The sequence below is a fragment of the Xanthomonas sp. BRIP62418 genome, from assembly GCF_003993495.1.
GTDB classification, from domain to species: Bacteria; Pseudomonadota; Gammaproteobacteria; order Xanthomonadales; family Xanthomonadaceae; genus Xanthomonas; species Xanthomonas euroxanthea.
Genome location: NZ_QEZG01000006.1, coordinates 1 through 381, shown reverse-complemented (window position 1 = coordinate 381; position 381 = coordinate 1). Strand labels below are relative to the sequence as shown.

The 381-nt window shown below is 54.6% G+C and carries 1 pseudogene; it reads right to left on the bottom strand.

Annotated features, from left to right (window positions below):
• A pseudogene (locus tag EO174_RS23040) lies at positions 1-381 on the bottom strand (6-hydroxy-3-succinoylpyridine hydroxylase); the annotation flags it as partial.

The following is a 381-nucleotide window of genomic DNA, read 5'->3' as shown; positions in this document are numbered from 1 at the left end:
ATAGAGGGCCAACGCTAAATTGACGTCTGACTGCTTCTCTTCGAGCTTCCACACTTGGGCCTTGCCGCACAAGTTGGGGTTCTTATCAGGCTCTTCAGCGTCAACCAGGTACTGGGAAGACTTGGTGAGTGAGTAGTAGCCCTTCGTCACCGAGATGCGATTCGAGCTGGTAAGGGCCGCGTGATACTGGCTCTGAGAGGCGACAGAGTCTTGCCCCTTGGCAGCACTGCCAAGAATGGGAGCCGTGAAGTAGCGGATCGCGCATTGATCCAAGACCATGGTCGATGGAGGGGCTGCAGGATCTGACTGATGAAGCACTGATGGCAGGATGTGCTGCTCAAATAGCTTGATCAGATCTAGCCACTTAAAGGGCGTCTGTCG